At 74.2% G+C, this 6252-nt stretch carries 6 protein-coding genes; 2 read left to right on the top strand and 4 right to left on the bottom strand.

Going from position 1 to position 6252, the window contains the following annotated elements:
- Positions 1 to 8: 8 nt before the first annotated feature.
- The 4 genes from BIV57_RS22700 to BIV57_RS22685 form a co-directional block, all read right to left on the bottom strand.
- Positions 9 to 1130 (bottom strand): DUF5667 domain-containing protein, encoded by a 1122-nt coding sequence (locus BIV57_RS22700; protein ID WP_139275767.1) that lies wholly within the window; start codon positions 1128 to 1130, stop codon positions 9 to 11.
- 301 nt (positions 1131 to 1431) lie between these two features.
- On the bottom strand, positions 1432 to 2280 hold the full coding sequence (locus BIV57_RS22695; protein ID WP_071658750.1) for an ECF subfamily RNA polymerase sigma factor, BldN family: 849 nt from the start codon (positions 2278 to 2280) through the stop codon (positions 1432 to 1434).
- Positions 2281 to 2617: 337 nt separating this feature from the next.
- Positions 2618 to 3448, bottom strand: a complete 831-nt coding sequence (locus tag BIV57_RS22690; RefSeq protein WP_071658749.1) for an HAD family hydrolase — start codon at positions 3446 to 3448, stop codon at positions 2618 to 2620.
- A 121-nt stretch (positions 3449 to 3569) separates the two neighbouring features.
- Positions 3570 to 3839 (bottom strand): glutaredoxin family protein, encoded by a 270-nt coding sequence (locus BIV57_RS22685; protein ID WP_071658748.1) that lies wholly within the window; start codon positions 3837 to 3839, stop codon positions 3570 to 3572.
- Positions 3840 to 4190: 351 nt separating this feature from the next.
- Here BIV57_RS22685 and BIV57_RS22680 point away from each other — a divergent pair, with 351 nt between their 5' ends.
- Positions 4191 to 4967 (top strand): redox-sensing transcriptional repressor Rex, encoded by a 777-nt coding sequence (locus tag BIV57_RS22680; protein WP_071658747.1) that lies wholly within the window; start codon positions 4191 to 4193, stop codon positions 4965 to 4967.
- On the top strand, positions 4964 to 6252 hold a 1289-nt coding region (locus tag BIV57_RS22675), incomplete at its 3' end, for a glutamyl-tRNA reductase (RefSeq protein WP_107409666.1). The genes BIV57_RS22680 and BIV57_RS22675, both read left to right, overlap by 4 nt.

Genomic DNA, 6252 nt, shown 5'->3' with positions numbered 1-6252 from the left:
CGGCGCCGCTAGAGGTGCAGGGTCGGCAGACCCGGCAGCAGGGGCGGGAGCTCGATGCTGTTGTTGGGCGGGGCGGACTTCGAGGAGGGGGACGGACTGGACGTCGCCGAGGGCGAGTTGCCGACCAGGCCGCCCACCAGGCCGCCGACGAGCCCCGGCTGGGACGGCGTCGCGCCGTGCGAGCCCGTGGCGCCCGCGGAGCCGGACCTGCCCGGCGTCCCGCTGCCGCCCGCGGAGGGCGAGCCCGTGCCGCGTCCCGGCGAGGACGTCGCCCCCGCCGAGCCGCCCGCCGCCGGCGTCGAGTTCGGGCTGTGGCGGCCCGCCTGCGCGGCGCCGTCGCCGAGCGGGGCCACCTCCTGCGACATGGCGCGGAAGAGCCCGTCCAGCGTCTGCCGGACCGGCGCCAGCTGGGGCGGCAGCGCCGCGCCCACGGCCGTCCACTGCGGACGCGCGGTGCGGGTGAAGTCCGCGATGCTGCGCAGCGGCTGGAGCTTGCCGCTGGTGTCGTACTCGTTGCGCAGCAGCTCGCGGCCGCGGGCCGCGTCGTTGTGCATCCCGGCCAGCGTGGAGCGGACCGCCGCCACGTCGGAGGGCTTCCACGTCCCGCCGACGTGCCCGTCGCGGCGGACCAGCGACTGGGCCTCCGTCAACCGGGTGCGGGCGAGCGCCAGATAGAGCCTGCCCTTGGAGTCGTCGCCGCCGGCCAGGCCGAGGCGGACGCTCTCCAGGGTGCGCTTGACCGGGTAGAGCGTGTCCCCCGGCAGGGCGCCGTTGCTCGCCACCGCCACGCCGGTGAAGCCGCCGCCGACCAGCCCGGCCGCGATCGCGCCGATCGCCACCCGCCGTCCCCAGCGCCGGCCCCGCGAGGCCTTGGGCGCCCCTCCGGGGGCCTCCCGCTGCGCCGGTACGCCCGGTCCGCTGCCGCCCTCCTTGAGGGCCGTCTCCATCGCCGCGATCAAACGCGCGCGCTGGGCCGTCCGGACCTCGGGGTCGAGCGTTGGCCGGGGCGTCGCTTCGAGCGCCCTTGCCACGGACAGCAGCGCGCCGTTCGTCGACCCGCCGTCTGCCTCCAGGGCCTCGGCGAAGGCGTTCGCCCGTCTCCTGTCATACACCGCAGTCACACTGTTCACGGGCCGCACCTCCTCTCGTCGTGTTCGACGCCCCGCCCCCGCACAACGTTGCGGTCCCGGAGCCGTTTCACCCGATGGTGGATCCCGCCGGATGATACGGCCCGAGGCCGGAGTGCAGGGCACCGCGTGGCGCGGCTGGGGGCCTGCATACGGAGAAACGAGTCGCGGAGCACGAGGGTTACGCAATCGTGATGGGGTAATCGGATCGGGGGACATCCCGGAGGCGTGACGAGGCCGCCGGCGCCCTTGTGGTGTACAAGGGACCGGCGGCCTCGGGAGACGACCGCGTGTCGACGGTGCGTCAGCGGGTGTCGGGCGGCAGCAGCCGCGCCAGGGTGCGTACGGCGCGGTACTGCAGCGTCTTGATGGCGCCCTCGTTCTTGCCCATCACCCGGGCCGTCTCGGCGACCGAGAGGCCCTGCAGGAAGCGCAGCGTCACGCACTCCTGCTGCTGCGGGTTGAGGCGTCGGACGGCGGCCAGCAGGGCCTCGTTGGAGAGCGACTCCAGGACGCTCTCCTCGGGGCTGCGCTCCACTTCGTTGGCGTCCAGCATCTCGCCGGTCGTCACCTCGAGGCGGAACCGGCTGGACTTGAAGTGGTCGGCGACCAGGTTGCGGGCGATCGTCACCAGCCAGGCGCCGAAGTCGCGGCCCTGCCAGGTGAAGGTCGAGATCCGGCGCAGCGCGCGCAGGAAGGTCTCGCTGGTCAGGTCCTCGGCCGTGGCACGGCTTCCGACCCGGTAGTAGATGTAGCGGTAGACGGTGTCGCAGTAGTGGTCGTAGAGACGGCCGAAGGCCTCGGTCTCGCCGGACTGCGCGGCCTCGACGAGATCCATGATCCGGCGGGCCTCGCCGTCGGCCGCGGGTGGACGGGCCGTCCGCCCGCCGGCGCGGGACCACCCGCCGGTGCCGGTGCGTGCGCGGGTGCCGGTCGAACCCGCCGTGCCGGACGCGCGTTGCGCGGTGGCTCGGTGGGTGACGGCTGGACCGCGGGCGGCGTGGGCGCCGCGGCGTGCCGGCACGACCTTCTCGGTGGCCTCGGGGCCGCCCGCAATCGCGAGGGCTGGACCGGGGACAGGGTGGAGGTGCGTGACGACCAACGTGCGCAGCGTAGCCAAGCCAGAGGCGTCAACCCCGACGTGTGGGTACACGGGACTCCCATGGGCAGAACTATCATCACGTGCTGTGCGGGACCGCTCACCCATCGTAGGGGTGCGAGGGTGTCGGATGCGCCTGAAGAGAATAACCCTTCGTGCCGGGGGCGCTACACCCTGTCGCTGAATTTGCCGGATGGGATGCTTCCGTTCGAGGTTTTCGACGCAGTGGGGCTCAAGTTTGCTCGTTTCGACGCGGTTTGACGACCCGTTCGCCGAATCGGGGGGCTCTGTCTCGGACGGACGTGCGACATGGTCACGCAGACGTTCGGGGCCGGTGACGCCGAGTGGGCGGAGCGTGCGGGAGTGCGCGGGGGCGTGAAAGGGGCGCGCGTCATCGCCGCGGAGATCGCTGCCCGGCGTGTTGCGGCGATCGGGCCGCCGCCAGCGCCAGCGCGGCGCCCACCCCGGCTGCGGCGAGCGCCGGCGCCCCGGCCCGCACCGCCTTGCGCGCGGTGCGGAAGTCGCGCACCGGCCAGCCGAGTTCGCGGGCCCGGCGGCGCAGCTCCGCGTCGGGGTTGACGGCCACCGGCCGGCCCACCGCCTCCAGCATCGGCAGGTCGTTGGAGGAGTCGCTGTACGCCGAGCAGCGGCCCAGCTCCCACCCCTCCGCCGCGGCCAGCCGGCGCACCGCCGCCGCCTTCTCCGGCCCGTGCAGCGGCGCGCCGCGCAGCCGCCCGGTGTAGGTGCCGGCGGACGAGGTCTCGGCGACCGTGCCCAGCCCGCCGGTGAGGCCGAGGCGGGCGGCGATCGTCTCGGCGCACTCCGCGGGGGCGGCGGTGAGGATCCAGACCGGCTCGCCGCGGTCCAGGTGGGCCTGGGCGAGGGCCCGGGTGCCGGGCCAGATGCGGGCGGCGAGGAACTCGTCGTAGATCTCCTCGACCATCGCCCGGAGTTCGGCCTCGGGGCGGCCGGCGATCAGCGCCAGCGCCTCGTCGCGGGACCGGGTGAGATGCGCCATGTCCTCCACGGCGCGCACCCGGAAGAGCGTCTGCCGTGCGGCGTAGCGGGCCAGGTCGCGGGGGCCGAAGAAGCGGCGGGCGTAGAGGCCGCGGGCGATGTGGAAGAGCGCGGCGCCCTGCAGCAGGGTGTTGTCCAGGTCGAAGAAGGCGGCCGCTCGGACGGGCCGTCCGGCCGCCGCGGACGGGGACGGGGCGCCGGGCATGCGCGAAGCGTACCCGCAGCGTGTTGCCGCATCGGTACGGAACGGCCACGGCTGTGCCCCGCTCATATGTACTTCATGGAAAACCCAGAGCCCCGTGCCGCGCGCCCGGGAGCGGAACCCGTCAGCGGGCGGTCAGCGCCCTGCGCAGCCGCTCCTCGTTGACGTGCCACTGGTCGACGGGCGCCCCGTCGACCAGCGTCACCGGGATCGCGTCCTTGTAGCGGTCGTGCAGCGCGGCGTCCGTGGTGATGTCGATCTCGCGGTACTCGACGCCCAGTTCGGCGGCGACCCGGTCGACGGCGGCCCGCGCCTTGTGGCACAGGTGGCAGCCCGGCCGCGTCAGCAGCAGGAGTTCGTGGGCGGCGGCCGCCCTGCGGCGGAATAGGCTCATGCGTCGATTCTCGCCCCTCTCCGCCCGCGGCCCGGCCCCGCGTTGCGTCCCCTATAGCACGCTTCGGTGGGCTTTAGGATTGGGGGGCACCGGGCCGTTGGTCCCGGCGATGGATCCCACCCACGCAGGTCGGGGCGGTACGGAAGGCGGAGTGGCGTGCGCGAGCGGCACCGCGTGATGCGCGTCACGGGCCGATACCAAAACGGACATCGCCTTTGTGCACACGTTCACAAAGGCCTACTGTGGCGAACAGCGCCCGAACGGCCGGACGTCAGGGGGAACGACGTAGGACGACGAGCCGTGACCGGCCGGTCAGGGCTTATCCGACGGAGCACCACCCACAGGAGCACCGTGGCAACGGGACGCAGTCACACAGAGCGCACACGCGGCATCCCCGAGGCGACCGTCGCGCGCCTGCCTCTCTATCTTCGGGCGCTCACCGGCCTCTCGGAGCGGTCGGTGCCCACCGTCTCCTCCGAGGAGCTGGCGGCGGCCGCCGGGGTCAACTCGGCCAAGCTCCGCAAGGACCTGTCGTACCTCGGCTCGTACGGCACCCGCGGGGTCGGCTACGACGTCGAGTACCTCGTCTACCAGATCTCCCGCGAGCTGGGCCTCACCCAGGACTGGCCGGTCGTCATCGTCGGGCTCGGCAACCTGGGCGCCGCCCTCGCCAACTACGGGGGGTTCGCCTCCCGCGGGTTCCGGGTGGCGGCGCTGATGGACGCCGATCCCAAGCTCACCGGGAAGATGATCGCCGGTCAGGCGGTTCGCCATGTCGACGAGCTGGAGTCGGTGGTGAGGGAGAACGGTGTGTCCATCGGAGTGATCGCGACCCCGGCCGGGGCCGCGCAGGAGGTCACCGACAGGCTGGTGGACGCCGGGGTGACCAGCATCCTCAACTTCGCGCCGACCGTGCTGACGGTCCCCGAGGGGGTGGACGTGCGCAAGGTCGACCTCTCCATCGAGCTGCAGATCCTCGCCTTCCACGAGCAGCGCAAGGCCGGGGACGGGCTGCCGCCCGACGCCGAGCCGCCGGCCTCCGGCCCGGGAATCTCCGGGGCGATGGTGCGCCGCCGGCCGTCGTCCGCGCCGAAGTCGGACCGCGAGCCGGGGGTCCAGCCGGCGTGAGTCTCCTTGCCATCGGGATGAGCCACCGGACGGCGCCGGTGAGCCTGTTGGAGCGCGCCGCGCTGGACGGCGACGCGCGCCTCGGCGTCCTCACCGCGGCGCTGGCCGCCGAGCCGGTCACCGAGGCGGTGCTCCTGTCCACCTGCAACCGCCTGGAGCTGTACGCCAACGTCGAGAAGTTCCACGCGGGGCTGGACGAGGTGTCGGCGGTGCTCGCGGCGCGGACCGGCGTCCCGCTGGAGGAGCTCTCCGAGCACCTGTACGTGCACTACGAGGACCGCGCCGTGCACCACCTCTACACGGTGGCGTGCGGGCTGGACTCGATGGTGGTCGGCGAGGGCCAGATCCTCGCCCAGCTGAAGGACGCGCTGGGCACCGCGCAGACGCACGGCACCGCTGGGCGGCTCACCAACGAGCTGTTCCAGCAGGGGCTGCGGGTCGGCAAGCGGGCCCACACCGAGACCGGCATCGACCGGGCCGGGCAGTCGCTGGTGACGGTGGGCCTCGCCGAGGTCGAGCGGGAGGCCGGCCCGGTGGCCGGCAAGCGGGCACTGGTGATCGGCGCCGGCTCGATGAGCTCGCTGGCGGCGGCGACGCTGCGGCGCGCGGGCGTCGCCGAGCTGGTGGTCGCCAACCGCACGGCGGAGAAGGCGGAGCGGCTCGCCGCGTCGCTGGACGGCCGGGCGATCCCGTTCGCCGACGCGGCGGCGGCGATGGGCGCGGCCGACCTGGTGGTCTCCTGCACGGGCGCGATCGGTGTGATGATCGGCGCGGACGCGGTGCGCGAGGCGGTCGCCGAGCGGGGCGCGGCGGCGGAGCCGCTGGCGCTGCTGGACCTGGCGCTGCCCCGGGACGTGGACGCGGCCGCCCACGAGGTGGACGGCGCGGCCGTCGTCGACCTGGAGCGGCTGGCCGGCACCGACGGGGCGGCGCTCGCCGACGACGTCGAGCAGGTGCGGCAGCTGATCGCGGACGAGGTCGAGGCGTTCGGGACGGCCCAGCGGGTGGCGCGGATCACCCCGACGGTGGTGGCGCTGCGCGCGATGGCGGCGGACGTGATGGCGACGGAACTGGACCGGCTGGACGGGCGGTTGCCCGACCTGGGGCCGCGCGAGCGGGCCGAGGTCAAGCAGGCCGTGCACCGCGTCGTCGACAAGCTGCTGCACGCGCCGACGGTGCGGGTGAAGGAGCTCGCGGGCGAGCCGGGCGGCGCGGCCTACGCGGAGGCGCTGCGCGAGCTGTTCTGCCTGGAGCCGGGCGCGACGTCCCCCGCCGACCCCCCCGC

Source organism: Mangrovactinospora gilvigrisea (assembly GCF_001879105.1).
GTDB classification, from domain to species: domain Bacteria; phylum Actinomycetota; class Actinomycetes; order Streptomycetales; family Streptomycetaceae; genus Mangrovactinospora; species Mangrovactinospora gilvigrisea.
The sequence above is the reverse complement of the archived record's forward strand: the minus strand, read 5'-3'. Positions and strand labels throughout refer to the sequence as shown.